Below are 962 nucleotides of genomic sequence, written 5' to 3' on the forward strand. Positions count from 1 at the left end.
GTTCCGAAGGCTGGCGATCAGCCAGGGCGGCCTGATCGTGAATGCCCGCGACATCGTGGTGGAGCGCCGCGGGGCCGGCCTCGCCGAGGGCCTGCCGCCCGGACCCTGGACGATCCTGCGGATCGACCAGGCCGCCGGGTTCGACCCGTCCGCGCCGTGGGTGCTGACCGAGACGATCGTCCGCGAGCGCGGCCAGATCCTGTCCGAGAAGATCGCCCGGACCTTCACGGTCGAGACCGCCCTTCCCGCCGACCTGTTCACCCGGATCCGGCCGGATGACGGGCCGAGCTGGACCGACCCCTGGCGGGCCCGGGCGCCCGAACTCGCGTTGATCGGGCTAATGCTCGCCGTGCTGGTGCCGGTCCTGAGCCGACAGCGCGCGCTGGTGGCGGACCGGCGCCGCTTCGCCCTCTTCCGCCTCGGCTTCCTGGCGCTGACCCTCGGCTTCGTCGGCTGGTTCGCGCAGGCGCAGCTGTCGATCGTGACCCTCGTCGGCCTCGTGCGGGCCGCCACGGTGACTCACGACCTTGCCTTCCTGCTCTACGATCCGCCCTCGCTGGTGCTCTGGGCCTTCGCGCTGGTTGCCCTGGTCGCCTGGGGGCGCGGCACGTTCTGCGGCTGGCTCTGCCCCTTCGGCGCGCTCCAGGAATTCGTCGCGCTGCTGGCCCGGCCGCTGCGCATCCGCCCGGTCGCGGTGCCGCCCGGCCTCGACCGGGCACTGCGGTCGCTGAAATACGTCGTGCTCGCCGGCATCCTCGGCGCGGCCGCGGCGGGGTCGCCCCTCGCCGACACATTGTCCGAGGTCGAGCCGTTCAAGACCGCCATCACCCTGTATTTCGTCCGGGCATGGCCGTTCGTCGCCTACGCGGCCGGGCTGCTGATCCTCAACCTGTTCGTCTTCAAGGGCTTCTGCCGCTACCTGTGCCCGCTCGGCGCCGGGCCTCGCCCTCCTCGGGCGGGTC

General features: G+C 72.5%; 1 pseudogene. It reads left to right on the plus strand.

Going from position 1 to position 962, the window contains the following annotated elements:
- Nucleotides 1-962 (plus strand): annotated as a pseudogene (locus tag I53_RS26120) (4Fe-4S binding protein); the annotation flags it as partial.

The sequence above is a fragment of the Methylobacterium sp. B1 genome (genome assembly GCF_000333255.1).
In the GTDB taxonomy this organism is placed as follows: Bacteria; Pseudomonadota; Alphaproteobacteria; order Rhizobiales; family Beijerinckiaceae; genus Methylobacterium; species Methylobacterium fujisawaense.